A 26,587-nucleotide genomic window follows, 5' to 3' on the forward strand; every position below is an offset into this window, starting at 1 on the left:
AGATCATTACTTCAGTATCTTCCTACTCTTTCCCCAGACTATCTCAAGTTGTTGATATGATCGCAGACTACTCCTATACGCAACTGGGGTCACTGCAACATCTATAAAAATGTGAACAACTAGGCTGTATTTATAAAATAAAAATTAAAATGGGAACTTTTATAAAATACAACCAAATTACGAACAAGCGCTTGAAAAACTGTATATAGAAACAGTGTAATTATGAACGGTATCCCTACTTCTACCCGTGTCAACATCACTGGCTTTGAGTCACCTGCTGCAGACTAACGCCAAATTTCGCTCAATCTAGATGATGATGTCTCTTACAATCGCCGAGTCGTGAACAGGTTCCCCTACCCTACTGCGGATATTACGCAGATCACCAAAGTGGTCTCTGAGCTGACGAACCAGCTCTTTTCTGAAGGTGTACCTTTTACAAGGTTGGAGTTGGGCTTTTGGATTTAGTCGACGGGTGGCGAGAGAAGGCGGATTTATTTAACCCTACGCCAAACAGTTCACCGTTAATGTGGTGTTGATGGCCTGAATCAGCGTTATGGCTAGAACACGGTAATCCATTGTGCTCAATGGTATAGAGCACAATTGGCAAATGCGACGTCAGTTTCTGACATCGCAGTACACAACATGCTGTACAGATTTACCTCAGGTTAGTTGCTGAAATTAACATCTCCCAAAATGTTACACCCTGAATAGCATTGATTTAATTAATAAGACTTCTATTTATATTCTGTGTTTTTATATAGAAAAGGATACTTTCAGGTTTTGAATCAAAATAATAAAAAAAACCTAGTTAGCTGTAAGAGCTAACTAGGTAAGTTCTAACTAGATAGGGATATCCAGTTAGGCCCGTTGTGTGCAAATGTGAGTACGCAGAAATATAACGCATCATTACAATACTGATGTTTCTTACATTTTACCATTATGACTCTCACATCTTATGACCTTATAAAAAACATATGTATTACTAGCCATAAATAGAGGGAATTAAAGGTCATAAGTTCGTTCATCAGTATGATCTACTATGAACAAGCACCTCAGCGTCGCTTGAGCTGAAGTTATGCACATCCCAGCTGGTGACGTAGGAAATTGAAATCGCCTTGAGCTATATAGTGCTTAAGCATCATTAACACGGAGTGAAAAAAGGGTTCTGGAGCCGCTTCTTTTAGACCATTCATAATGGCCAATCGCTCTGATTGGTTAAGCGCAGGCACAATGTATTTAAACCATACGCTCACTTGCTCTGGAGTTAAAGACGACATGACATCGTGGTGCAATTGCATTAACTCTTTATCAGTAAAGTTTGTCCACAATAGTTCATTGATGTCACTTTCTTCCATCTCCATATGGGCTAAATAAGCAGAATGAAAATTATTAATCATGGAATAGAACATCTGACTATGCGACAAGACTGGTTGTTGATTGAGTATATGCAGCTGCTTTTTTAAGTTACCTAGTTGCTGCTCAACATCTCTATGTTCGCTTAGGTTATGAGTCGTGCTGCCCGGTTGTTTGTTTTCTAAAGCGCGTAAAACGACGGACTCTTCGGAATTAGCATGAAGATCAAGCAACAAAAAAACCTCATCGGCAAGGCTATTCAAGGCTTCTAACTGTTGAGTATCTGTACACTCTACCTGACCTGTAAGCCTACTAAGCTGGGCGATTGCGTTGCGTAATCCTTTGTGAGGAAAAGTAAAAAGGTTTAATCTGGTTGAAGTCATAAAAGGCTCCTAAAGGCAAACGAGTAAGGATGTATTAGCGATCCCAGAACTTATCTTCTGTTGCTTGATCAGATGAAAACAACCAGATTTCGGTGATTTTCTCATTGCTGAGTTTGAATAAGTCGGTTCCTTCCATATGGATACTGTGTTCTACACCGTCGATATTTCTTTGGCCTGAAAATAGTACAGGTACGGAGACTAAATCATCGCTTGCCATTGGTTGAGCATTTGGGTGTACTGCAAAAGATCCTTGTGTTTTGGTCATCATGTCCGCCACCATTGCACCGATTTCTGCTATGCCACTTTTCTTACCAGAGAATTGGTTGTCGCCAGGCTGATGCCAAATAACATTCTCGTCGAGTAGGCTTGCAAATTTACTCATGTCACCGACCGCAAGACTAGCAAAGTAAGAGCTTACGACTGCGATATTATCTTTTTGGGTCTTTAAATCAGACATTTATCTTTCCTTTCTAAGTTGGTTTGTGTTTTTAAGTTGGTGCGATGAAGGTACTTTAGAAGAAATTATTTGTATCAGTAAGGGAGTAAGTTAAGATTTCACTGTTACGAAAAACGGAATAATAGATCATGCAGTTACAAAGATTGAAAGCCATGGCGGTATTTGCAGCCGTTGTACAAACCGGTAGCTTTAATAAAGCCGCTGCGTTGCTTGGTTTGAGTAGACCTGCGGTGAGTGAGCAAATCAAGAAGTTAGAAACACTACTAAAAGTCAGAGTATTACAACGCTCTACACGTATGATGAACTTAACGCCCGATGGTGAGAAGATATTACCTTTAGCTCAATCGGTATTAGATTCGTTATTAATGACTGAACGTGTTCTGTCCAAAGATGAAATGGTCGGAAAAATCTGCCTGACAGCCACTTATGATATTGCACATAACTGGTTGTTACCCCGAATCAAGACATTCTCTGAGCAATACCCCAATATTGAGTTTGATTTTCTCATTACTGATGACAAAGTGGACTTAATAAAAAATCAGGTAGATTTGGCAGTAAGAGTCTCTGCAATGAGTGAATATGGTTTTGTGGCAAGAAAAGTCTTTGATGATGAATTAGAGGTCTATGCAGCTCCGCAATACTTGCAGTCACTCTCTGAGCCTATCAGTGATGAGAATTTGCTTGAACAACGTTGGGTTCTGCTCAAGCGAGTGAGTGAAAATGGGGATATCTGGCTACAAAACAGCACTGAGAAGCGACGTTTCACGCCGATCAACCCTATACATACCAACTCTCCCATTTTTTCAAGGGACTTAATCTTATCAGGAATGGGGATTGGGCTACTGATTAACAACATTAGCCGCAGCTATATCGACTCAGGTGAATTGGTTCAAGTACTTCCCGACTGGAAGGCTCAGCAACTCTCTTGTTATTTACTTTATCCCAGTCGAGAAAACTTGCCAAAACGAATGCGTATACTGATTAACTTTTTATTAAACTCAAAATCTATCAGTTAAGCCTCTATCCAAGTAGATATCTTCCAAAACGAAAAGAGCGGCCCAAACCAAGCTCCATTCGTGTAAGTCAACTCGTTATCCAGTCTGCTCCAAATACCTTAAGTGATAGGAATAGGAGTTAACGTTTGGGCGCTTTTTGGACCCAACTTTTCGAAGTCAACATCCCAAAATGACCAAACATATATAAATCCCTAAATCTTAGGTTGACGTGCTAGATGATTCTTGTCCAATTAGATAGAAAAGGCATATTTGCCTACAAACTCGTCAAAAGGCGTAACTTCTCTGATAAGTTCGGACGTTTATCAAAAGAAATACAAGACTAGTTAGATACAGCGATCGATAAGGTTTTAGAAGAGGAATAGTATTTTGCAGAATCACTAGTAAGTTAGTAGTAGCCTTTTATCCAACTGATGGGAAGTTTTGCGACAAAACCAAGTCTGACAATGGCAGCATAGCTTGTTTCTTTACATGAATAAAGTGAGTACATCCCTCATAAAAAGGCTTGGTGAATCGCCAAGCCAATGCATGTATTTATTGCTTACACCTTTAATTAGTCTAAATCGACGATTTGATTAGCTGACGATCTTTTGATTTCGGCCGTAAACCGCTACCGCTCTTAACGTTTTTTGCTTGAGTAGTGGGTTTTATTTTTGAAATACCTCCTATTTTTCAACTAGAAAAATAAATGTTAATTGCATTTATTTGCAGTGCAAATTAATGTTGACCGCAAGTGGTAGTGTGGCCTGCTTTGGAAAATTAGTTCCTGTCAGTTAACCATCACAATTAGAAATACTCATGTAAAAAATGAATAGTCGATCGGATTGCAACCACTCTGACAAGTTAAGTTCTGGGGTAACCCCAACATGTTTATGTCTCAGCGTGACTTCAAGCTATCGTTCACGATACCACTAAGCTTCTAATTCTCAAGGTCTCACTTAAGAATGAGACCTAATTCCAATCCAATAAGGTTAATAAATATAATGGGTATGAAACTGTCTCTATTGGCAAGCGCAATTGCACTAGCGTCTACGAGTGTTATGGCTAGCGATATCGACCAAAAAGATGTTGACTATGCTGCTAAGAATTTAAAACTAACGACTAGCCTAGTTGCTAACAAGCCTAAGGACTGTCCGCCGGAAGCGCCTTGGGGCGCCTGCTACCGTGTTGAAATCAACCTAGAAAACACAGGTAGCAAATCGCTTAACGAGAATGTGGAGATTTATTTTTCAAGCATTCACCGTACCCTTGGTTCCAAGAGCGAAGAGTTTAAAGTTGAGCACATCAACGGCGATTTGCACAAAATCACAACAACTGAAAAATTCAAAGGCTTGAAGGGCGGCAAAACCAAATCCTTCCAAGTTGATTTCATGAACTGGATTGTGTCTAACTCTGACTTCATGCCTAATTACTATGTTGCAAGCGAAGACTTGGAAGGTCGGAACATTCTAAACACGGTACCTATTGACGCTGTCCACATTACTGAAGAAGTATCAGGCTTCACGACGGGTATTAAACATACTCCAAATCAACTTAAGCGTACTGCGAATGACTTATTGCCAGCAGCTACAGCAACAACTCGTTACGAGCAATACTCTAAAGTGAAAGACCTGGGTGCTGATGCTGTATCTGCGCACATCCTGCCAACTCCGCTAGAGACGTCTGTTTACGAAGGTTTTCTAAATATTGCACAAGGTATCAACATCGTTAGCGATGCTCTGCCTGCTGACCAAGTTGAAGCGCTGAACTTTCGCTTCGAAACTTTGGGTGTAAATACGGGCACAGGCGTTCCAGTTAATGTAACCATTAAAGCGGATTCTTCCAAGAAGTCAGGTGCTTACACTCTGGATGTAACTAGCAGTGGTATTCGAATTGTCGGTGTTGACAAAGCAGGTGCGTTTTACGGTGTTCAGTCTCTAGCAGGTCTGGTAACTGTTGGTAAGGACACGATTAATCAGGTGTCTATCAATGATGAACCTCGCCTAGATTACCGTGGCATGCATATGGATGTTTCTCGTAACTTCCACTCTAAAGAGCTCGTATTCCGCTTCCTAGACCAAATGGCAGCGTACAAGATGAACAAATTCCACTTCCATCTAGCAGATGATGAAGGTTGGCGTTTGGAAATTAACGGTCTTCCAGAACTAACACAAGTTGGTGCTCACCGTTGCCATGACGTAGAACAAAACAAGTGTATGATGCCTCAGTTAGGCTCGGGTGCTGAACTACCAAATAACGGTTCTGGCTATTACACTCGTGAAGACTACAAAGAGATTCTAGCTTACGCTAGCGCTCGTAACATCCAAGTAATCCCTTCAATGGATATGCCGGGACACAGTCTGGCGGCAGTGAAGTCAATGGAAGCTCGTTACCGTAAGTTCATGGCAGAAGGTGATGTTGTTAAAGCAGAAATGTACCTACTTTCTGATCCTAACGACACAACTCAGTATTACTCAATTCAGCACTACCAAGACAACACGATTAATCCATGTATGGAATCAAGCTTTGTCTTCATGGACAAAGTAATTGATGAAATCAATAAGCTACACAAGGAAGGTGGTCAGCCTCTAACTGATTACCACATCGGTGCTGATGAGACAGCAGGCGCATGGGGTGATTCTCCTGAATGTCGTAAGATGTTCGTAGCTCCTGAAAGTGGCGTTAAGAATGCTAAAGACATTAACGGTTACTTCATCAACCGTATCAGCCACATCCTAGATGCTAAAGGTTTGACTCTTGGTGCATGGAACGATGGCTTATCTCATAAGGCACTTGATGCATCTAGTCTAGCGGGCAATCCACCTAAAGCTTGGGTGTGGGGTACAATGTTCTGGGGTGGTGTTGACCAATACAACAGCTTCTCTAACAAAGGCTACGATGTTGTGGTAACTCCGCCGGATGCATACTACTTCGATATGCCCTACGAGAATGACCCAGAAGAGCGCGGTTACTACTGGGCGACTCGTTTCAACGACACTAAGAAAGTGTTCTCATTCATGCCTGAAAACGTGCCTGCTAACGTTGAGTGGATGACTGACCGTATGGGTGCGAAAATCTCAGCAACAACAGGTGAGAAGACTCATGATTTCCTCGGTGTTCAAGGCGCTCTCTGGTCTGAAACAATACGTACAGATGCTCAAGTTGAGTACATGGTTCTGCCTCGTATGATTGCCGTTGCTGAGCGTGGTTGGCATAAAGCCTCTTGGGAAGAAGAGCATAAAGAAGGGATTACATACACTTCAAATGTTGACGGGCATGAAGGTACTACTCACCTGAACGACAACATTGCTGCTCGTGACGCTGACTGGGCTCACTTCTCTAACATCCTAGGCTACAAAGAAATGCCTAAGCTAGATAAAGCAGGCATTACTTACCGTCTGCCAGTTCTTGGTGCTGTTATCAAAAACAATATCCTTGATGTTGTGACAGAGTTCCACGGTGTTGCCATCCAATATTCATTGGATGGCAAAACGTGGCATAAGTACGACGATACTAAGAAGCCCCAAGTGAGTACTAAGGCGCTCGTTCGTTCAGTATCGACAAACGGTCGTACAGGTCGTGCGGTTGAAGTTCTAGCTAAGTAATAACAAGAATTGGCTAGCGGGGTGCTCCAAGTCCTTGCACCCTGTTAGCCACCTCAATTGACTAGTGGAGCTTTTTGAATTGGTTAGTCTTCCATTCTAAGGCATCAATTAAAACTTGCTCATACATGCCAGCCCAATCGTAAAAGAAAGGTGCAAAGCTTGGTCCGCCTGTAATATGAGAAAGGCCAGCAAAGATTACGTATTCCACTGTGTCACCGGTTCTAAACCGCCCACCAAATAAGTGCAATTGTCTGTCACTCCCCTCACCCAATTCGATAGTAAAAGCATGGTTGTACGCAAGCGAGACTTAAAAGAGCAATAAGTCTCAACCTACCAAAAAGTATTTTGCTGTAGCGACTGCATCAAAACATCTTGCTTGAAACACTAAACTCCACTCCTTATGCCAATATGTAGAAATCTTGACGAAGTAGCCTTTAACCTCTAAGTGTTGCTCATCCAACATTTTTTGGTTAGTCGCTATACCATCAGCATTTAAGATAAATCCACAGCTAAATTTGCTCGTCAAATCGAGCGCAGTTTTATTTTAAAACACTCATACCCCCACTCTGCCTAAAAAGAGATGTTATTGTTTGTGACGATAACGTACGCTAGAAATTTTTATTATCATTACTGAGGTGCTCATGTACAATTATTTTGCATCCGCGTTAGCTTTGCTCCCTGCACTTACCTTCGCGGCACCAAGTTACAACTGCAAACAAGTCAGCCAGATCGCGGAACAAGTTATTTGTGGTAGCCAAGAACTCGCCAACTTAGACCTTTTAATTGCTAAACAGTATAGAAATGCTCTTAGCGAGGCTAGCTCGAAGAATGACAAACAGTCTTTGCGTCAGGCTCAGAGAGTGTGGGTTCAAAATAGAAACGAGTGCGAGTACAGCTTTGACTGCCTGAAGACTGAGAGCTTAGAGAGACTTAGCATTTTGAAGACGAGGGAGTCAGTTGTTTTTTCATGGGGAGGAGTTCTTCGCCAATTACCCAATTTAGAGTCCGACCAAGTTGGCTCAACTTATGAGAGGCAGCCAATTGCTATCTTGCAAGAAACGTCCAATTATTGGAATGGCTATCCTTGGTTTAAGGTCTCAGTCTCTGGAAAAACCGCGTACCAATGGGGTGGTATTATTTGTGATAAGCTCCGCCCAAAGAAGACCTTTTGCGAATAAAAATAATCGGTAAAATCTCTGTTTCAGAAAGCATTGATTGCTATTCCTTAACGATTTCGGGGACGGGTTCATTTAAAAACGATGGTAGCGGAGTCTTAAAAGGGACATGCAGCTCATAAAACCTCTATCCACTCCCTTGCGATGACTGCGTCCCTTTTGGATAACTCCCTGGTAAGTCCACTCTGCCGTCAAACACAATTTATCTGCACAGAGACCCTGATTTACTCAAAATTTGGGGCTTATGCTGGCTAAGCCGTACCTAATGCTTATATATAATCGCTGAAGTTCTAGAAGAGAGGTGGCCTTTGTAGAATCACCTGTAAGTTGGATAGCACGTCCGATGTCCAACTTATTTGGGAAGTTTTTGGACAAAATCGAGCAAAAGACAAAAGACAAAAGACAAAAGACAAAAGACAAGTAAGCGTTACAATATCAGCATTACATTCATAGCTATAAAATAAATATAAATCATATACTTATAGTAAAAACCATCATTTGAAGTGGTATATATATGCTAGCTATTTGTTAACTTACCACTTCCTGGAAAACAAAAAGCCCACGCTATTTATTAATAGAGTGAGCTTTATTTTTCTCTTTTCAAGTCATTCGGAAGAAAGTGCCATTAAAATATATTTAAAATACTAAATGCAATATTAACGAGCTTCAGAGAGGCTTGCCAAATAGGTATTCGTTAAATAGAAACCACTAAACTTCTCCAAAAAGTATTGAGGTACCGTTTTGTCTGTTAAGCCCGACTTAATCAACGCGCTCTGCCATGCTTGCATTTTAGGAATACCTTTTGATGCTTGCTAATTTAGATGTTGATCCTCCCGAGTTCAAGGGCTATACCCGTGCAACTTTTGATACGACGATTAATCCGTACGCTGCTTACAAGTATTCAGGTGGTGCTGATGTAGAGTATCTGGATTACGTTTTTGTAAGTAGAGTGCATAGACGAGCTGTTAGTAACACAAATACGGTCAAGCACAACCAAAGGCTAAACTCGGAGACTTGGGGAAGTTGGCACTTATCCGACCATTTTGCTAATGATGCTCACTTTGTATTTAGTCCAAATGAGTAACGCTCTAATACGGCCATAGGATTGAGCCAACAAAACACACTTGGGATGCTCGTTCTGTACCTTCAATGTAAAGATCGAGCTCCTTATCCCCTCCTTTCCACGGGCTAAATGAAAACCTTCCCGCCTGAAAAACAACAAATTAATCAATTGATTTTTAAAAGTTTACCCTCCAGTTTGTACTTTATAAATATTGAATATGTTAATAGAATTCAGCTCAAACTTTAAAGCTTAAAAATCGCTCACAGTGAGATCTCAATACCATTTCATTGACCAAGTGAATGATAGCAGTCTAATTGCATATTACCTTTGAGCTGCTTTTTGAACGGGCATTTCCCGCTCACAAAACTTGCAAAACGCGTTTAGCATTGCGTTTAAAAACAGTTTTGACCGCATAATTATAAGGATGCTACACAGATGAAACACGGATACAGACTTACTACTCTCGCTTTAGCTATTATTGCTTCCGCACACGCCACCGCTTCAACGGTTAAAGAAGATGGCGTTACACCACAGCTTGTAAATTCACCTTTCATACAAGATGTAAAAGGTACGATTGTTGAGGACTACTCTGAAGATCCCATCCAACCATCCTTCTTCTCGATGAGAATGATGAGCTCTGCTGATTCACAGCGCGGCGATTGGTTCAATCTATCTGCGAGCTACACAAGGCTTCAAGGCGTAGGTTCTGACGTGGTATATGACTACCTTTTGCCACCACTAAAGCCAGAGCCAGTGATCGTAGCTGTTCTTGATTCGGGCGTTGATGTGGAACATGAAGACCTTAAAAACAAGCTTTGGACGAACAAAGGCGAGATCCCAGATAACGGTATCGATGATGATGGCAATGGTTACATCGATGATATTCACGGATGGAACTTTCTCGGAAACTCATTAGGGATCAACGTTGATCAAGATACATTAGAGGTCACACGAGAATACAATAAGTACCTGAAGCTTATAGAAAATGGGCATTGGATTCCACGCAAAAAGCGTAAGTACTATGAAGGCGTTGAGTCAGACTATCTCTCCTCTTTAAAAGGCGACCAAGATGCGTTAAATCGTGTCACTACCGCGATTGACCAAGCCAACGAATACAAACAAGTGATTCTTCAATACGTTGATCAGAAAGACTTTTCGACTAATGGTTTAAAAACGCTTTTAGATAACGAAAACGCTAGCGTTGTTACAGCGGCGCAAGGCCTACTCAGCCTATTTGAATCTTGGTACTCATTTGAATACTTGGAGTCTCGTCGTAGCCGCTATCAAGACTCTTTAGACTTCCATTTAAATCTTGAGCTCGATACTCGTCGCGACATTGTCCTAGATGACATCAATAACCCTTGGGAAAAAGGTTACGGTAACAACGATGTTAAGGGGCCTGTGGGCTCTCACGGCACCCACGTAGCTGGTATCATCGCTGCTGAACGCGGCAACTTTATTGGTATCGATGGTGTTGCAGACCATGCTCAAATTATGGCAGTACGCATGGTGCCAAATGGAGATGAGCGAGACAAAGACATTGCAAACGCTGTTCGTTACGCTGTCGATAATGGCGCAAAGATCATTAACATGAGTTTCGGAAAAAGCTACTCACCTCGCAAGTACATTGTTGACCATGCATTCCGCTATGCCGCTCGTAAAGGTGTATTGATTGTTCACTCTGCGGGTAATAGCCGTAACGACAACGACATCAAACCAAGCTTTCCCAACCGCTACGCTAAGCACTACCGTTCAAAGCCTATCTCAACATGGTTAGATGTGGGTGCATCTGCAAAATACGCAGATCAAAGCTTAGTCGCAAGCTTCAGTAACTTCGGTCAAGAATCAGTCGATGTATTTGCTCCTGGATATCGTATCTTATCAACAACACCAGGTAACACTTACGGTTCGAAAAGTGGAACTAGCATGGCAGCACCTGTAGTTTCGGGTGTCGCGGCATTAGTATGGTCTCGTTACCCAGACCTATCAGTAAAAGAGTTGAAATCGCTATTAATGAACGAATCAAAAATCTATCCAGAATTGCTTGTTAAAAAGCCTTCTAGCCCAACAGATTTAGTGCCTTTCAACACCCTATCGATTTCCGGAAGCGTGATTGACGCTGAGGCGATATTCACAGAGTTGGAAACGCGCTAACGCTTTCCTATTCATTGATTAGCGAAGAAAAAGGTTGCCCAGAGCAACCTTTTTCTTTTTTATTGCAGCAAAAGAGATTCCAGATACCTCCTCACTCGATTCTGCAATGACGAGAGAAAATAGCACGAGTGTAGTACTCGTCATTGCCAACAGTGAGGAACGAACGTGATTGAGAATCTCTTTCACCTTGTGTTTCAACTAGACTGCGTCCAGCGTAATTCGATACTCGGCCATAGTATCCAAAGCCAAACTTTTCATACAAATTGCGCGCAGGCTTGAAGTATTCCTCAGAACCTGTTTCCAAGCTGATTTTTTGATATTTGCGGTTAGAGGCCGTGTCGAGAACGTGCTGCAAGAGTTTGCTCGCCACTCCTGTATTGCGAGCAAACTGAGAAGTCCACATCGACTTAAGCTCTGCGTGTTGGGCATCCAATTCCTTAATAGCAACACAACCCAATAATTGACTGTCTTTCCATGCACTGAAAAAAGCAATCTCTGGTGATTTCAAAGCATCAAGATCGAGTGCATGCACGCTTTCTGGTGGCGACGTCTCATACATATCTGCTAAATGCTCTTCTAATAGGCCAATCATAGACAGGATATTAAGAGCTAACTTGTTTATTTAGAAAGAAAAAAGCTTCATTTATGATCAGATAATCGTCGCCAAACAAACTACCTAAATCAATAGTGAAGCCGATGACGATTATCTCCTTACAGAAGCAATTTAAGCAATTCTTTAATCCTGTCACCCTTCAAAAAATGGCGAGAGTACAGGCCTGATGAAACGGTGTCGAGTGATATTACCCGAGCAGCTAATCATTAGCTTAGTGGCCGCGTTAAGCAAAGGAAACTGAACTTCAATTGCGGATTTACAGCGACAATTCAATGGGATGTGAGCCAGCTTAAATACTGAGTCTAGAAAAACCTTGCAGCGCTCGCAATCGCATAAAGAAAACACGTTTCAACATCAGTGCAGTAGTAATGGCTAAGTCGCTGAATCGGCGAGGTCTTCTACGTTTACCTTGTTTGTTTTGCTTCCACTCAGCTATCGCTCCCTCATCAATCCAAAAGGTCAGAGAACCACGGTTGATTAAGTCTTTATTATGCTGCTTTCAGTTAGTTGTTTTGTAACTTTGTTTAAACATGAGGCTACAACGATTGGAAGATGTAACAGATCAGATCGTATCGACTTTTTTTAGTGCCATCAAATTATGGAACAAAGCCATATGTGCATCAATAATATCTCTTCACCCCACCCCACCCCAACACTATTGATGAAATGCATTGTAATTAGTTTAAATGTTTGCAATTTTTATCTGCTTCAATTCATAGTTTTAAAAATCAATCATTTCACAATATAAAACTCTTCTATTTTAGAATCATAGTTAATAAAAAATCATAAAAACATGAAGAGACGAACATTCCTTAAAGGCATGACAGGGGCGAGCTTATTCCCTCATCAATTACTAGCAAACCCCAACACAGGCCGTAGTGTATTTCCCACATCCATTATGCAGGGAAGTTTAGAGCCAGCCTCTGGAGAACTACACCTGATTTATGGGCAGGTACCAAATGATATTCATGGTCACGTATTTTTTGCTGAGGGTATCCCTCTGGAGCCAGGCCATTTAAGCCCAAGTGGACGTGGCGCTTTAACTCGAATTGATTTCTCACCTGAGAAAGTGACATTTCTACGTAAAATGATTGATACCCCCTCTGCAATCATGCAGCAGCACATTGACTGGGGATTCGATAAATTCAGATTACTGGGTGGATTGGCCTATTACAGCCCCTCTATGGGCTTTGTTAACTACTGTAATACAGCACCAAATTACTTAGGCAATAACCGTTTCGCGCTCAGCCACGAAGGCGGAGCTCCCTATGAATTTGACGCCTTAAGCTTAGATCTTATTACCCCAATTGGGCACTATAACGAGTGGCAAAGTAGCCTTCCCCCTTGGATGGATAGTTTTATACCCGATAAGTGGCTTTTCCCACAAATTAGAACCACAGGTCACCCATATTTTGACCTTGAATCTGACGAATGCTTCACGATTAATTACGGTGGCAATGTCGCGAATACGGGAACAAAAAACGGCTTTATTCATTTAATTAAATGGGACAAATACCACCCACTACAAAGATGGCGTATTTTTGGCCGTGATGGTCACCCAGCCTTCATTGCTGCAACAGCACACTCACTCGGAGTAACACGTCACCATGTACTAGTATTTGAAACTGCAGCTCAAGTCGAACCACTTCGAATGATGGGAATTCGCTCCGTTCAGCCGCAGCAACACCGAACCCCAGTTTGGATCATTCGTAAAGCCGATTTACAGCTAGGACAAGAGTTTGTCATTGCCGATTACCTCGAATTGGACTTCGACACGTCTGACATCATGTGCAATTACGATGACTCAGACAGTGAAATCACCCTTTATGGTCAATATCTCGGAGCGATGGACAAATCTGAACCTCAATATTCGAGAGATAAACGTACCTTCGGTGGAAGAGTCCCCAATCAATTAGCGGGTTACCCAGCAGCCCCCATTGACGTTGGTGGGTTGGTCAGAGCAAGAATCGACGTCCAACCTCTCACAGTCAGAGAGATCACCAGTGATTTTCGTTTAATTCGCGACGATCAATTGTTCTGGGATATGAATGACCCAGCGTATCGAGGACATTTTCAATTCCCTGAACAATTTGAACATATTTATTGGGCCGCCGTTGGATACCGAAAAGATCATGTACTTCAACGTGTTGCTGATGCCTACGAAGATTATCCTGGCCGTTTATACACGAATGATAGCTTACCGCAGAACGATCAGCCTTCGGCCTTAGTACATATGGATTGCTTAGCCATGCGCCTGACGGATGCGTATCAGTTTCCTACCGATTGCGTTATGAGAACACCTCAATTTATGCCGAGAAAGAACAGCCACACCCAAGATGATGGTTACATTTTTACCGCTGTCGTGCGCAATAACACTACCCATTCCATCGGTAATGGCAAAGAAATTTGGATTTTTGATGCCCAGCATCTTGCGCAAGGTCCACTCGCAATTTTAGGCCATCCAAAACTGAACTTTGCCACAACCAATCATGCTCTCTGGGTCGCCAATATAGGGCCAAGACCCCTCGATGTTTATAACGCCAATGTAGGGGATTTCTTTCGCTCTAAAGCCAGCAACCATAGGAGCTCAGTAAAAGAAGTAATCGAACAGTATATTCTACCGAGATTTGGTTGACAGTACTTTCAAAATTTTTCCCAGCGTAAGCTCTAAACACAACAATTTAGAAGCATCACCATAAATACAACAGCAAAATAAATAAGGAAGTTTTTAATGAACGTAACAACCACGGCCTTGAGTACTTTTATTCTCTCTATGGGCTTAAGCAGCGCCTCTGTTCAAGCATCATCAACGGTTGGCCCTTCTCTCTCGAACTATCAGGGGACTTATACTTGCTACCCTGAAGCGATTTATGAGCCCAATGACATTGAAGAAGTACAAAGGATTGTTAAAGATGCATTAGTTCGAGGCAAAAAAGTGATGACTGGCAACCGCAAATTTGCCAGCCAAATTGATGCGGCTTGTGCTGGTGATGATCAAGTTCAGCTCACACTGAGTAATATGAATAAAATTCTCCATTTCGATTCAAACACCAAACGCATCACCGTCGAGGCAGGTCTAAGATTTAACGATCTGAATGACTTCCTCCGTCATCAAGGCTATGCGATTAATATGGTGACCGAACTGGCTATTTTTACTATTGGTGGCATGCTCGGGAGTGGTACTCATGGCTCTACATTAACAAAGCCAAGTAATATGTTGGCGGATTACGTCACCGAACTCAAAGTCGTCGATGGGCAAGGCAATGTCAGAGTGCTGAATGGCGATTTACTCGATGCGGCAAGAGTCAATCTAGGGGTCTTAGGGGTCGTTGTCGAAGTAACCTTAGCGCTAGAAGATGCATTTAAAGTCAGTGCCGAGGTTAAAGGCTATCGGGATGATACTGGCTTAGAAGATAAAGTACTTGAGATCGCAAGAAATAATTACTCGGCGAACATTGCTTGGTTTCCAGGCCTTGGCCGCTATACGACTACCCTCTACAACCCTGTTCCAGCGGGGACACCAGGTCAAGCCTATAACGCTCAAGCTGATGTCAGCGATACTGAAGAGTTTTTCTTTGGTTTGCTATTTAACGCCGCACATGAGTTCCCTGGTTCCGGCCTACAATGCCTGGCTGCAACCGCACGATACAATGCAAGAGCTAAATCTTACTTTCGTGATAGCGTATCTGGTGACCTAGTTGCAGAACCTGTTGGCTACTCTGATCAAATGCAATATTTCAAATGCAAAGACCCCAATCAATGTATTTGGGATAGATTACCAATCGCCCTTCAAGAGGTGGCAATAGACATCGAACGCCTACCTAACTGGATTCGAGACGTACGCCAAATTGTCGCTAAGCACCCACGAACTTGCTTCCCGCTCAATGGTATCTATTTTAGATTTGGTAAAGCCTCGAAGAGTTACCTAGGTATGAGTGCAGGTCGTGAAACCGCATTTGTCGGCATCGAGTACACATTAAGACAAGAAGGTAACAGAGAACCTAAAAACTATTTTGTGAACCTTGAAATCGAGCAAATGTCGCTACGTAAATACGATGCTCGACCACATTGGGGCAAAAACTCGGTCGCCATTTTTGAAGACATGCCATCACGTTTTCCTATGTGGTCAGAATTCTTACAAGCGAAGGCCGAGCTCGACCCTTATGATGTGTTTAGCAATCCATTCTGGCGTCGAGCGAGTGGAGAAATTCCACAAGTAGATAGCTTAAAGCCAGGATGTAACCTGCGTGGAGAATGTTATTGCCAAGAAGATTCGCACTGTCAAACAGGTACCACTTGTCAACCTGGCTTGCACTTCACTGAAGCAAGAATTTGCCGTTAATATTAAAACAGCACCTCATAAACAACCAATTACAAACAGACACTTTTATAGTCATTTGTAAATAACTAATGATGCGTAGTTACTCATCATCATCTATTCAAGCGTTGACAGGAGTTCAACGCTTGAATACCCACCCACTAAACAAGGCAATCTTATATATGCGCATTATATCCCCCCTGCTTTTTCTGTGGTGCTCATTGTTATCATTGAACAGCCTAGCAACGACTCTTGACGACATTCGTCCTCACCAACCTAGTTCAGAGCAAACTTGGGCGGAGCAATGGTTCTATAATATTTCTGTTCCTGAGGTCGGTTATTTTAAAATAAGTTTACAGACTTACATCGCTCCTGATTTTACTGAACCTACACCAAAAGGTTATGTTCACCTCGCTTTTACACCGATTGATGGCAAAACCATCAAGTACGACATATTCAGTGATGACTTGATCCTTAAGGGGTTTGACGATGTAGAGCAATTCCATTACGAGATCCCCGGCATTATTAGCGCCAATAACCATACAGTGAATGTCAATGCTGATCAGTTCAACTTTTCAATGAGCTGGGATGGTGAACATACACATTACTGGCCGGGCAGGAATCCAGGGCAAACTCCATTTAGCTTTATTCCAGATATTCCCGGAGTAGGCGGTAAATGGTTTCTTTATACCGTTGGGACACCAATTAAATACCATTTTTTTAACGGTGAAGAGTCTTTTTCTGGGCAAGGCTATGCACAGTTAGATAAAGGCTGGTATGACAAAGAATCCAGTGCAGGGATGGTCTATACCATGGGACTCTCAGATGAACTCTATTTTATGTTCACCGGAGCTCAAATCGGCACCTCATCGATTGAATTATGGGCGGGTCGGTATATTTCAGATCAATATGATCTGATTTTTTACCCTGCTATAGGCAACCTTTCAGTAAAGAGAGAGATCGATAGCTGTGCGGGTTATTTGAAAGTCGAAATGAATAAATTCAACCAAAGTATGGTCATGGAAGTTATGTCAGACCTTTCTGACTTCTATCCTCTTGCTTTTCCATCGGTCATTATTTTTGGTGGGGAACAAAAATACATGAAATCGATGAAAGCAAAGGTTAACGTAACGTTATTCGAGAATAGACAACTCGTAGAAACTATCAGTTTGCCGCAAGCACTATTAGAGTTCAGTGGTCCCTTCTTTTGTGATGACCTCGATATAGTGGGTTCAAATGCACCCAAGTAACCTCAGATGCTTGATTAAGAGCGAGGTCACTGAGTTAAATTCAAGGAAGACAACGATGAGGAATAGTATTCTATTTCCAAGCTGTCTGACGCATGTAATCGGCTCAGTGACGCGCTACCAAAGGCATGGGTATCTACACATGTAAACCAAAATACTCTTGTCCTAATTTTCTGTAAGAATTATTTCATCCATGGAATAGGTGTTTAGAGCCTCGTTTATTTGCATGGATACAGTCGGTTCACTATTATCGTGATGAACAACGCTTCATACGACTTCAGGTAGCACGGGCATATTTTAGTTAGATTATTGACAATGATGTTGATGTTGATGTTGATAACTAAAAAATAAAATGTGTAACGGGTAAGCTCAATAAAATGTCTGATTTAACCCAAACTAGTTTAGATCTAGAAACTCTGCTCGTTAGTAGCTAAGAAATCAATTAACTTTTTGGTTTTGCTTTTAGGAGTAAGGTTGTTTGGCCACAGAGCATACAGAGGGATAGGCTCAACTTTCCAATCTGGCATGATATGTATGAGCTCTCCAATCTCTATAGATTCCGACACTTGGGACTTTGTCAGTGTCGCCAAACCTAAACCGAGAAGACAATAATGATGCATAGCTTCTACGCTATTTACGCTAATTTGATATTGATACTTAACTACTTTTTTTACCTTCCCCAAGCAAAAAGTACGCTCATTAGAAAGTTGTTCGAGCTTAATCCAATTCCACTTCGATAACTCATCTATCTTTTTGGGGGGCTCACGCTGCTCGAAGTATGAGGGTGCGCATACTAACACTCTTTCCAAATAGCCAATTTTACGTGCTTTTAGATTACTCGAATAAGGCTCTCCTGCCCTCAAAACCAAATCAAAGCCATCTTCAATAATATCGCTATGAGTATCAGTAAATATCAACTTAAGCGAGATTTGAGGAAATTGATTGGCAAACATTGCGATTAGATTGTTTATATATGATCCGCTGAGAGCGGTAGGCAGAGAAAGCTTAATTTCACCTGATGGTTCTTCATCTTGGCCTGAAAGCAGCTCCAACCCTTGATTGGCTGCATGAAGCATCTGCTCTACATATTCGTAGAACTGCTCACCTTCATTACTCAAAGCGAGCTTGCGAGTCGAACGATAGACCAACGCTGCTCCGACCTTCTTTTCAAGCTGCGTGATGTGGTAACTAATAACTGATGGAGATAAGGATAACGATTTGGCAGCCTCTCTGAACGAACCTTTTTTAACCACTTCCGCAAAAATTGCCATTGATTTTAGACTGTTAAACACACCAACTGTACTATTTATTCGAATTTTAAATTCGAATTGAACCATATAGTGACACAAACTTCAATGACGTATCATGGAATCTTTATGAGGAGACTCCTATGTCGGTACTAATTGCAATGAGTTTATTTTCTTTTTCGATGTCTATATCACCAGGACCTGTGAATTTGATTGCGCTTACAAGCGGACTTAATTATGGCTTCTGGCGTTCAATCCCTTTTGTGTCTGGTGCAACCATAGGGTTTACACTTTTATTACTTCTAATTGGTTTAGGAATTGGAACACTACTTAGCAACTACACTCAACCCTTAGAATATTTAAGTTACTTTGGCTGCGGGTTTATCCTCTATATGGGAATAAAGATCTTTAGCGTTAATCCGCAAGAAATTAAAGGTGCTGATTTCAACGATATTCCATCTTTCACGCAAGGCATTTTTATGCAGTGGCTCAATCCAAAAGCGTGGATGGCTTGCTTAGCGGGTTGCTCGGCTTTTAATGTCCACTCTTCCAATGAAGCCCTCGCTACCTTCGTGAGTATTTATTTTCTTATTTGTTATTTAGGTATAGGTTGCTGGTCATTTTTGGGCGAGAAAATGAGTGTTTATTTAAAAAGAAGAAATAGTATTGCCATATTTAATAAGGTTATGGGTGGAATGCTATGCCTGATAGCAATTTACCTTTTCTTTATTTGATATACAGTAAATTAGTATTACTAAACAACTTTTTATAGCATCATCTCCGAAGCTTGACCAACAAGCGCTCTAAGACATCATGATCAACCTCTTAGTTAATCAGCTGAGTCATTAAAGTATTTTATAAATCACTTTGGGGCAAAAAACGGTTTAGAACAACTGAACTAAACCGTTTCTATCAGGTTAGAAAAAGGTTCTTCAAACCATAAATCGTACTACGAACCTCTCTAACGGAAACTTGGGATAATCGCTGGAATTCCCGGTAATAGACCAACCAACGCCATTACGCTTGTTAGCACAACAAACATAATACTAGGCAACACCCAACGGCTCATTTTACTGAGTTCCCCGCTACGTTCTTTACAGCCAACTAAGCCTAAGTTATCTAGCAGCATGGTGAGAGACCAGCCAAATGCAGGGTTAACTAACGCTGAAGAAAATACAACAATCGCCGCCGATTGGGTGGTTTTCCCTTCACGTGTCATTTCCATTCCAGCTTCTAGCAAAGGCACAAATACCCCAACAATGAGCGCAACACAGAGTACAGGTTGCCAGATCGCTAAGTCCATTGGGTAGCCCCAAACCGCGGCGATGATACAGAACAGTGCTGTCAGCAAAGCACCAGCAGGAATTGGGCGTTTAGCGATAGCCGCCGGAACAATGTACGTTCCCCAAGAAGAAGTAAAGTTAGTACCACCGAGCAGAGAACCGAACGTCTGACGAATTGACGCTGTGGTCATCGTATCGTCGATGTTCATATGTACTTTTTCTGTACGCTCTGGATAGCTGATTTTTTGGAACACTTGGTGCCCTAAGAAATCTGGCGACCACATGGCCACGGCTAAAATAGCAAAAGGCAATACCACCATGAAATGCTCAATCGCAGGCAAACCTAGCATCCAACCCGTATCTTCCCCCCACCAATACATAGGGTTCATATTAGGTAATCCGGGCTCAGTTTGAAAAGAAAACGGGGCACCCATGGCAAAAGCTAAAGTGCCGCCTAGCAAACAACTAAGAGGGACAGCTAGCCAACGCTTACGAAAATGTTCCAATAATGCGTATAAAATAATGGTGCAAAAGATCACGACAAAAGCGATGTGACTCATCCCTATTCCCTCTGCCCAAGCGAACAGTTTTTTCACTTGAGAGACGGTTCCAACAAAGCCTAGGTAGAGTAATAAGCCGCCACATACGCCTTTACTGGTAAGGTTTGCCAGCATACTGCCACCTTTACTAATAGCTAACAGTATGCCAAAAGCGCCAATCAGCAAACCAAAGGCCATTGGGTGCCCACCAGCAGCAACAACGATTGGAATTAAAGAGATGAGTGGGCCGTGTGTACCCGCGAGGTTTGCGGTCGGCAATAGAAAGCCTGAGAAAAGAATAATGAAAACTGAGGCTATGAGCAGTTCATATCGAACATTTTCTAATATAAAGCCTTCATTGAGCCCTAGCGCCCAGCAAAGGTTGCGGCTATGGCTCCCACCATAACGACTTTGCCAATGGTCGCGGCCATCGCTGGAATGGCATCTTCTACCTCGAATCGGTAATCTTTGAACGGCAAATTGGGACGCCAGCGTTTAGGCGCCATGATCTGCAACTCGTGATCTAAATACTGCTCTCGGGACTCAAATTTCGATCTTGGCTTATGTTGTTGTTCATAAGTGAGTTCAGCCTCATTGGCTTGAGGCTTATCTGTTCGTATCTTTACGGACTCTAAAGTACTGCTCATAGTGATTCCTTTCGTTCACACTCTAAGGTGTGTTTTTCCAACCAACGTTATTTACTCACCAAACGAAGATTAAGCAGTTGATTGCCTACATTCTCTTCTACAAGAACTCGATGAAGGATGTTCATGAATCCTTGAATTTCAGTTGCTAGTACCTTATACCAAACGAAAAATACAAATAGTGTCAGACAGTTAGATATTAGTCGTAGGTTAAGAGCTAACGCTATAAGCGTTGTGATGGTATTTGATAGGAACAGTCTCACGGTCTTTGGCGAGAGCGAACAAAAGGTGTGGAAGCGTGGTGAGCCAACCGCAACAGAAAGCTTGGGTTAGCGGCTTGTTATCCAATTAAGAAAGGGCTCTCGTAGCCCCTTTTAGTCTGTTGATTCATTTGTCGCAATTAGTCTAACAGCGTATCAACTGGATAACCGCTTTCGAAACACTCGCGGCTTCAATGTCTTCCAGCGTAACAGCAACAAACCAATGGCGATGAAGATATAAATCGTTGGCTCTGCCACCTCTGACTTCACCGACCAATAGAAGTGAATCGGTGCCAATATCGCCGCTAGGTAAACCCAGTTATGCAGTTTTTGCCATTTAGGACCCATTTTACGTTGTATGGATTGAGTCGAAGTTACCGCCAGAAGTAACAAGATTACCCACACTGCTGCACCAACGGTCAAATAAGGGCGCTTAACGATTTCGGAGGCAAGTAAACTCCAATCTAATCCTAAATCGAGCACAGCAAACGCAACCAAATGAAGCACTGCCCAGAAAAAGCTGTAGAGACCGAGTAGTCGTCTCAATCTCACTAACAAACCCTGCTTCGTCCAACGCGCAAGCGGAGAAACCAACAAGGTAATAAACAGCGTATTTAGCGCGCTAATACCCGTGTAATGAATGATACCTTGAACAGGATCACCACCTAGGTTGTCGGTATTAATCGCAATAACCAGCAGACCCAAGAAAACGAGAGAGACAAGGTGGATCAGGACTTTAAGCGCAATGATGTGTTTTGGCGTCAGCTTTCTCAATAGAACTTCCTCAGATCCATATTCTTATAGAGATGTGCCACTTCTTCTTCGTAGCCGTTGAACATCAATGTTGGCTGTCTGCGAGCACTGAGCACACTGCCCTCGCCGATGAAACGCTCACTTGCTTGGCTCCAACGTGGATGGTCAACATTTGGGTTCACATTGGCGTAAAAACCGTATTCATTCGGCGCTAAACGATTCCACGTTGTTGGCGGCTCTCGGTCAGTTAAACGAATTCGAACAATAGACTTGATGCTTTTGAAGCCGTACTTCCAAGGTACAACTAAGCGAAGTGGCGCACCGTTTTGTGGAGCAAGCGTCTTACCATATAAACCCACAGAAATCAGCGCGAGCGGGTTCATTGCTTCATCAAGACGAAGCCCTTCTACGTAAGGATATTCAATGCTGCTAAACGAACCTTGAGCTGGGAACTGTTTTGGATCGTAGAGGGTTTCAAAAGCCACGTATTTCGCGCTGCTTTTTGGATCCGCCATTTTGATGATGTCCGCTAAAGGAAAACCAATCCACGGAATGTTCATTGACCACGCTTCCACACAACGTAAGCGGTAGATACGCTCTTCCAGTGTGAACTTACTAAAGATATCGTCGTAGTCGAGCTTGATTGGGTTATTCACCAAACCGTCGATCTCTACCGTCCATGGGTCAGACACGAACTCAGAAGAGTTTCTCGCAGGATCAGACTTATCGGTACCAAATTCGTAGAAGTTATTGTATTTCAGAACCTTACTTTCAGGAGTAAGAGAAAGATCCGCTTGGTACTGCTGTGGCTTAACTGCACTAAGGTCAATTCGATTATCTGAGACTGGCTTTTCCTTTGACGCGAAGATGTCCAAAATACCCGCTTGCGCATTTGCAGCGAGCGGCATACCGACAACCGCAATGCCAAGCTTTTTCAGTATTTCACGACGCTCTTTATAGACTGACTCTGGCGTCGCTTCGTTTTCAGACAAAGCCCAACGATGATTCTTCTTAATCCACATAATCTTCCCCGAATGTGTTTATAATTTAGTAAATAGCGAACTGGTAATACGTTGATTAAGAGAGACCGTAGCAATGGCATTTCTATTTCATACAAAACGAAAAGTCGATATTCAGGCGGGTTCGATACTTAACATCAAAGACATTTAAGAGTGAACTAACTCCTCTGCATCATGTCCAACGGTTTTTACAATAACTAGTATCGTATTATGTCTGTATTATTGCTCTCCACCGCACTCATCACCGCAGCCGAATCATCGTTAACCTATCAATTGGAGCAAAACACTGAACGCTCTGATGTGGTCACTGTTAGTGTCGACACTAAACAACTTGGCACATTCAATATCCAGCCAGCAAGAACACTCGCAGACGGCACACAGCCTACTTTAGCCTGCGTTACTGCAAGTGGCAGCCGTTCTGATATTAAGTACCAAACGGATATCCAATGTGACCATGTCGATTGGCAATTACCGCTAGCTAAAATTGGCCATGACGGCTTCGATATCGCTGACCAAGTCGATAGCTATTCCCCAGATAAAGGATGGCGCTTTATTAGTGAATTCAACTCTCTGCCACGATTTTCTAAAAACAATGATGAACCTATCCCCGCTCAAGTCTGTTCTCCAAACAACCAATGTAGCTGGATGCCAGATGAAAGCCAGCCGCCACTGTTTATGATCTGGGGCTTAAAGCCTATCGAACTGGATATCAATGGTAAAACAATCACGGTCACCACAGATACTGATGAGATTTTAAAAACCATGTCAGACTGGAAACCTGCGCTTGAGTCTCAGCTGGCATACCTAATTAGTTTGTTTCCGAACAATCAAGTAGAAAAATGGGATATCGCTTTTTTTAGCCGAGATAAACAATCGGGCAGCGTCAGTGGTGCAGCAGGTAGCGATAAAATTCTTGTTAACGCCTTACTAAACAATGATGAACTAGAAGATGATGCAATGCCGATGCTGCTTAAGATTGCAGCTCACGAGTCCATGCATTTACTCGACACAACTTCGCCAATGTGGGCATCTGAAAGTCTTGCTGAATACTATGGTATTAAGTCTTTAGGAAAGACGCGTTATGACTTTACCGATCCTCAAGCAGAATGGAATGACTTTAAGAAGCGCTTCCCCTTTGCAAGTACCGGGCTCTTAGAGGCCAATGACCGCGTGTCAAAAGAACAGATGTACCAGTATTACCCATTGTTTTACGTTAAGGGCCCTGCATTTTGGCAATTGATTGATCAGAGTCTAATGGCTAAAGGAAAAAGTTTAGATACGCTATTGCCGACTCTGACTTTCAACAAAGAGGGGCATCTTTCTGAAGCTTCCATCTCTGACATTACTGATGTCATCGGTAAACAAAAGTGGCATGAACTTGCAGATCTTTATTTGTAAGACGCGTTGCTTGTGAGGATTAGTATCTATAAATAAGTAGACAAGAGAATTGGATCTATGAGCCGCGTTTTGCCATAGGTTCAGTTCATCTCGCATGACTCGAGTGACAATGGAATAACGATTTTAAACAGCAAATTTCTACTGCGTTCTCCTCTGATAATGATAAGATCTCCGATCCAGAATTATCGAGAACACCTATGTTTATCCATAATGTAAACGGCATTGACTGGCTGGTGATTACCGCCTTTGAAGAACTGAAGCCTCTATTTATTGAAGACGCGGGGTCGATTCCCGCTTCCTTCTCTATCACCAGTGAATTGAGCCTGATAGATCAAGCCAAGCGCACTTATGGATACTTGCCACCACTCCGCGGCGTAATCACGGATACTGGCACCTTTCAAAGCCAAGATAACGAAGAAGATTTGAATCCAGAACTTGCCTGCATAGTTGAAGGGCGTGGCCGAGTATTTATCTATCACGGTGGCTTTGTCGCCTTTGTGGATGACGAACAAACGTTTATTACCCGATTGGACTGAACATGATTCAGTGAGTTGAAATAGGCGAACTGGCATTCGTAGCTCTGACTCAGAGGGTAAACGTAGACTAAAGGCTTTATATTCAAGCTCGTAATGTAGAGCCTTAGATACCCAATCAAACGCGACTTACTTTCTTCGAACATCGCTTTTTATGTCGTAGCTGATTTGCTTCTCTACGTTCTTCAGCTGAGTTCCTGCCTCATGAAACGCCTTTTGGATTGCTGTAGCAACATGACGTTGCCCCTCTCCGGTTAAAAAGTTTGTTCTGTATTGGCTTGTTTCAAATACACAGATGATTTTTAAGCTCTGTGGGAAGGAAGAGTAATTGACCGTATGAGTCACCCAAAGAAAGCCCTCGTAGCTTTTTAATGTATCCTCACAAACGTCGGTTAACACCTCTCTAATTTGGTTTTCGATCTTCTTATCTGACTTGCGCATAAAGCAAACTTCCTATTTAACGCCTTTAAAAAATGTTCGGTTACATGGTATTGTGACTGAAGTCTACCTAAGGTAATTAAGCAGTCAATCCTATGCAGTGGCACTTTGAAACGGCAAAGTGACACTGCACATTGGCATAACTAACATGTTTAAAAACAGGGCGTTTTCTTACTATTCTGAAATATTAATCGTTATTCACGTTTCAGGTCAGAATATTTAATGATACCAGCACTCACAAAGTCAAAACGTTGAAATCATGAGTTCTGCATTTTGATGAAGTGAGTTTACTCGCTCTTCTCAGAGTTCTTGATTTTTTTTGCAATCCACTGGTGCAAATGAAGTCCTGTTTTACGCTTAAGTAAATAATCAATCCCAGCTAAAATTAATATTCCGATTATTGTTCCCATTATGCTCTCCAATTGCAGTTAAAGTTTGTAAGCCAATCAAATGAGTAACAATCAACTCATTGATTTCATCATCTTTTCTATGTTGAGTCCGCCAAGTTCTTCTAGATTTGATTTAATCTCGTCATCTATCGATAAGTGGCGCTCTACTTTCTTAAGTTCCTTCTCGAGGAAATTTTCAACCTCTCGAGATACGTTGAACATCAACCCTTGATCACGTGCAGATTTCCTAGCTCGCTTCAAGCGAGAATCTAAATCTGACGAAATTTTAATGTTCAGCGATACTTTGGACTTTTTCTTTTGTAATGACATGTCGCCTCTCCAAATCCGACCTAAAAAACTATAAATTTTTCTACCTTTTTTGCAAGAAAAATATGATTTATTGTGATCTCGATAAAGATCAGAGCACAAGACCCCCACTGATATGGGACAGTAATTAGCTCAATTGTAAGCAAGTAATGGGGTTGTTTTACAAGCGGTATGCTCAAGCACTACAGACTTTCTGATTACAAAGCTAACTGGTGTTATGGTTATGTATACTTGATTATCGCTGTCAGTGGCAGCGGGAGAGGTTTTTATGGGAAAAATTGGATGCCTATTGTAAGCATTTGGATCTATTTTCTCACTGGCGGTTCCAACCGCCAGCGCATTAGGGTTTTAATAAGGCCAGTGAAGTAGCTATTTCGATGTTAAGCTGAAGGTGTGG

At 42.1% G+C, this 26,587-nt stretch carries 20 protein-coding genes and 6 pseudogenes; 13 read left to right on the plus strand and 13 right to left on the minus strand.

What is annotated here, in order from left to right; translation table 11 throughout:
• Positions 1–607: 607 nt before the first annotated feature.
• Entirely contained in the window at positions 608–676 is a 69-nt protein-coding gene (locus tag A8140_RS25550; RefSeq protein WP_231692818.1) for a DUF4113 domain-containing protein, read from the plus strand.
• A gap of 397 nt (positions 677–1,073) precedes the next feature.
• Here A8140_RS25550 and A8140_RS08745 read toward each other — a convergent pair whose 3' ends face one another.
• Positions 1,074–1,736: a hemerythrin domain-containing protein gene (locus tag A8140_RS08745; RefSeq protein ID WP_038863651.1), complete on the minus strand. Its 663-nt coding sequence runs from the start codon at positions 1,734–1,736 to the stop codon at positions 1,074–1,076.
• Between the two features lie 34 nt (positions 1,737–1,770).
• Positions 1,771–2,193: a nuclear transport factor 2 family protein gene (locus tag A8140_RS08750; protein WP_005533038.1), complete on the minus strand. Its 423-nt coding sequence runs from the start codon at positions 2,191–2,193 to the stop codon at positions 1,771–1,773.
• Positions 2,194–2,321: 128 nt separating this feature from the next.
• On the opposite strand from A8140_RS08750, the gene A8140_RS08755 reads away from it, so the two are divergent.
• Entirely contained in the window at positions 2,322–3,209 is an 888-nt protein-coding gene (locus A8140_RS08755) for a LysR family transcriptional regulator (protein WP_005533037.1), read from the plus strand.
• Between the two features lie 980 nt (positions 3,210–4,189).
• Complete coding sequence (locus A8140_RS08760) at positions 4,190–6,790, plus strand: family 20 glycosylhydrolase (protein ID WP_005533035.1); 2,601 nt, start codon at positions 4,190–4,192, stop codon at positions 6,788–6,790.
• Between the two features lie 61 nt (positions 6,791–6,851).
• Here the strand turns inward: A8140_RS08760 and A8140_RS08765 are convergent.
• Positions 6,852–7,049, minus strand: a pseudogene (locus A8140_RS08765) (metal-dependent hydrolase); the annotation flags it as partial.
• A gap of 382 nt (positions 7,050–7,431) precedes the next feature.
• Between A8140_RS08765 and A8140_RS08770 the strand changes: the two are divergent.
• Positions 7,432–7,968, plus strand: a complete 537-nt coding sequence (locus tag A8140_RS08770; protein WP_005533032.1) for a lysozyme inhibitor LprI family protein — start codon at positions 7,432–7,434, stop codon at positions 7,966–7,968.
• Between the two features lie 653 nt (positions 7,969–8,621).
• On the opposite strand, the pseudogene A8140_RS08775 reads toward A8140_RS08770, so the two are convergent.
• Positions 8,622–8,768: pseudogene (locus A8140_RS08775) on the minus strand (glutathione S-transferase family protein); the annotation flags it as partial.
• Between A8140_RS08775 and A8140_RS08780 the strand changes: the two are divergent.
• Positions 8,759–9,049: pseudogene (locus tag A8140_RS08780) on the plus strand (sphingomyelin phosphodiesterase); the annotation flags it as partial. The pseudogenes A8140_RS08775 and A8140_RS08780 sit on opposite strands and share 10 nt — an antisense overlap.
• A 414-nt stretch (positions 9,050–9,463) precedes the next feature.
• Positions 9,464–11,182, plus strand: coding sequence for a S8 family peptidase (locus A8140_RS08785; RefSeq protein ID WP_005533026.1), 1,719 nt, complete (start codon positions 9,464–9,466; stop codon positions 11,180–11,182).
• A 91-nt stretch (positions 11,183–11,273) separates the two neighbouring features.
• Here A8140_RS08785 and A8140_RS08790 read toward each other — a convergent pair whose 3' ends face one another.
• Positions 11,274–11,774, minus strand: a complete 501-nt coding sequence (locus A8140_RS08790) for a GNAT family N-acetyltransferase (RefSeq protein WP_005533025.1) — start codon at positions 11,772–11,774, stop codon at positions 11,274–11,276.
• Positions 11,775–11,878: 104 nt separating this feature from the next.
• Here A8140_RS08790 and A8140_RS25110 point away from each other — a divergent pair.
• Positions 11,879–12,033 (plus strand): annotated as a pseudogene (locus A8140_RS25110) (IS4 family transposase); the annotation flags it as partial.
• Between the two features lie 26 nt (positions 12,034–12,059).
• Here A8140_RS25110 and A8140_RS08795 read toward each other — a convergent pair.
• Positions 12,060–12,273, minus strand: a pseudogene (locus tag A8140_RS08795) (transposase); the annotation flags it as partial.
• 315 nt (positions 12,274–12,588) lie between these two features.
• Between A8140_RS08795 and A8140_RS08800 the strand changes: the two are divergent.
• The 3 genes from A8140_RS08800 (at position 12,589) to A8140_RS08810 (ending at position 17,363) form a co-directional block, all read left to right on the plus strand.
• Positions 12,589–14,430, plus strand: coding sequence for a carotenoid oxygenase family protein (locus A8140_RS08800; protein ID WP_005533023.1), 1,842 nt, complete (start codon positions 12,589–12,591; stop codon positions 14,428–14,430).
• 96 nt (positions 14,431–14,526) lie between these two features.
• Entirely contained in the window at positions 14,527–16,137 is a 1,611-nt protein-coding gene (locus A8140_RS08805; protein WP_005533021.1) for an FAD-binding protein, read from the plus strand.
• A 158-nt stretch (positions 16,138–16,295) separates the two neighbouring features.
• Complete coding sequence (locus A8140_RS08810; protein ID WP_005533019.1) at positions 16,296–17,363, plus strand: hypothetical protein; 1,068 nt, start codon at positions 16,296–16,298, stop codon at positions 17,361–17,363.
• Between the two features lie 404 nt (positions 17,364–17,767).
• On the opposite strand, the gene A8140_RS08815 is transcribed toward A8140_RS08810, so the two are convergent.
• Positions 17,768–18,697: a LysR family transcriptional regulator gene (locus tag A8140_RS08815; protein ID WP_005533018.1), complete on the minus strand. Its 930-nt coding sequence runs from the start codon at positions 18,695–18,697 to the stop codon at positions 17,768–17,770.
• Between the two features lie 53 nt (positions 18,698–18,750).
• Between A8140_RS08815 and A8140_RS08820 the strand changes: the two genes are divergently transcribed.
• The gene (locus tag A8140_RS08820; protein WP_005533016.1) at positions 18,751–19,341 is read left to right on the plus strand and encodes a LysE family translocator; all 591 of its coding nucleotides are present in this window, start codon (positions 18,751–18,753) and stop codon (positions 19,339–19,341) included.
• A gap of 227 nt (positions 19,342–19,568) precedes the next feature.
• Here the strand turns inward: A8140_RS08820 and A8140_RS08825 are convergent.
• The 3 genes and pseudogenes from A8140_RS08825 to msrP form a co-directional block, all read right to left on the minus strand.
• Positions 19,569–21,076: pseudogene (locus tag A8140_RS08825) on the minus strand (DUF3360 domain-containing protein).
• 413 nt (positions 21,077–21,489) lie between these two features.
• The gene (msrQ, locus tag A8140_RS08830; protein WP_005533014.1) at positions 21,490–22,107 is read right to left on the minus strand and encodes a protein-methionine-sulfoxide reductase heme-binding subunit MsrQ; all 618 of its coding nucleotides are present in this window, start codon (positions 22,105–22,107) and stop codon (positions 21,490–21,492) included.
• Positions 22,104–23,108: a protein-methionine-sulfoxide reductase catalytic subunit MsrP gene (gene msrP, locus A8140_RS08835; RefSeq protein WP_005533012.1), complete on the minus strand. Its 1,005-nt coding sequence runs from the start codon at positions 23,106–23,108 to the stop codon at positions 22,104–22,106. The genes msrQ and msrP overlap by 4 nt, the downstream gene beginning before the upstream one ends.
• A gap of 207 nt (positions 23,109–23,315) precedes the next feature.
• Between msrP and A8140_RS08840 the strand changes: the two genes are divergently transcribed.
• Both A8140_RS08840 and A8140_RS08845 read left to right on the plus strand, forming a co-directional pair.
• Complete coding sequence (locus A8140_RS08840) at positions 23,316–24,503, plus strand: hypothetical protein (protein ID WP_005533010.1); 1,188 nt, start codon at positions 23,316–23,318, stop codon at positions 24,501–24,503.
• Positions 24,504–24,700: 197 nt separating this feature from the next.
• Positions 24,701–25,039 (plus strand): hypothetical protein, encoded by a 339-nt coding sequence (locus tag A8140_RS08845; protein ID WP_033000253.1) that lies wholly within the window; start codon positions 24,701–24,703, stop codon positions 25,037–25,039.
• 126 nt (positions 25,040–25,165) lie between these two features.
• On the opposite strand, the gene A8140_RS08850 is transcribed toward A8140_RS08845, so the two are convergent.
• The 3 genes from A8140_RS08850 to A8140_RS08855 form a co-directional block, all read right to left on the minus strand.
• Positions 25,166–25,477: a hypothetical protein gene (locus A8140_RS08850; RefSeq protein WP_005533007.1), complete on the minus strand. Its 312-nt coding sequence runs from the start codon at positions 25,475–25,477 to the stop codon at positions 25,166–25,168.
• A 284-nt stretch (positions 25,478–25,761) separates the two neighbouring features.
• The gene (locus tag A8140_RS25820; protein WP_005533005.1) at positions 25,762–25,884 is read right to left on the minus strand and encodes a hypothetical protein; all 123 of its coding nucleotides are present in this window, start codon (positions 25,882–25,884) and stop codon (positions 25,762–25,764) included.
• A gap of 51 nt (positions 25,885–25,935) precedes the next feature.
• Positions 25,936–26,193 carry a hypothetical protein gene (locus tag A8140_RS08855; RefSeq protein ID WP_038863760.1) on the minus strand — a complete coding sequence of 86 codons (258 nt, stop codon included), beginning with the start codon at positions 26,191–26,193 and terminating at the stop codon, positions 25,936–25,938.
• Between the last annotated feature and the right edge of the window lie 394 nt (positions 26,194–26,587).

The organism is Vibrio campbellii CAIM 519 = NBRC 15631 = ATCC 25920, from assembly GCF_002163755.1.
Taxonomy (GTDB): Bacteria; Pseudomonadota; Gammaproteobacteria; order Enterobacterales; family Vibrionaceae; genus Vibrio; species Vibrio campbellii.